Origin of the sequence: Bradyrhizobium forestalis, assembly GCF_002795245.1 — a bacterium.
GTDB lineage: Bacteria > Pseudomonadota > Alphaproteobacteria > Rhizobiales > Xanthobacteraceae > Bradyrhizobium > Bradyrhizobium forestalis.
The window spans coordinates 1-856 of record NZ_PGVG01000123.1; the positions used below are offsets into that span (position 1 = coordinate 1).

Here is an 856-nt window from a genome sequence, read left to right on the forward strand (position 1 = left end):
GGGCGACTTCAACCGGTCGTCGCAACACCTTGTGTATCGCTCACCCGCAGCAATTCGTCGAGAGTTTCTGCCGGTGTTTTCCAGCCCAGGGTCTTCCGAGGCCTGGTGTTGAGTGCAAGAGCGACGGCCTCAAGATCATCGGGCTTGTGCACGCTGAGATCAGTGCCTTTTGGAAAGTACTGGCGTAGCAGCCCGTTGGTATTCTCGTTGGTGCCGCGCTGCCATGGGCTGTGAGGGTCGCAGAAGTAGACCTGCAGGCCAGCGTCGATCTTCAGACGAGCGTGCTGAGCCAGCTCAGCTCCCTGGTCCCACGTCAGCGACCGCCGCAGTTGCTCCGGCAAGGTGACGATCGCACGGGTGATGGCGTCGCGCACGGCTTCAGCCCCATGCCCGGCGAGGGCAGGCCCGTTCTTTACGCGAACTTCTTGGCCATGGCCCGCCATGCGCGGCAGATGCAGCAGAAGGGTGAAGCGGGTCGTACGCTCCACCAGGGTGCCGATCGCGGAACTTCCCAGACCCACGATGAGATCACCTTCCCAGTGACCCGGTACCGCTCGATCCGCCACCTCCGCCGGACGCTGACTGATCATGATCTCGGGAGAAACGAAGGGCCTGCCTTGCTTGCGGGTGCGCGCTCTCGGCACTCTCAGTACCCGCCCGGTGCGCAAGCAAGCCGTCAGTTCGCGGCGCAAGGCGCCTCGGCCTTGCACGTAAAGGGCCTGATAGATCGCCTCGTGACTAATGCGCATCGTCTCATCCTCGGGAAAGTCGAGCCGAAGGCGCCGCGAAATCTGTTCCGGGCTCCACGCCCTTGCCCAGCGGCGGTTCTGACGATGCACTGCCCGGCGCCCCTTCC

General features: G+C 63.8%; 1 protein-coding gene. It reads right to left on the minus strand.

Going from position 1 to position 856, the window contains the following annotated elements:
• Nucleotides 1-8: 8 nt before the first annotated feature.
• Nucleotides 9-856: IS30 family transposase (locus CVM73_RS38765; protein ID WP_146006757.1), on the minus strand; the 848-nt coding region annotated here is incomplete at its 5' end.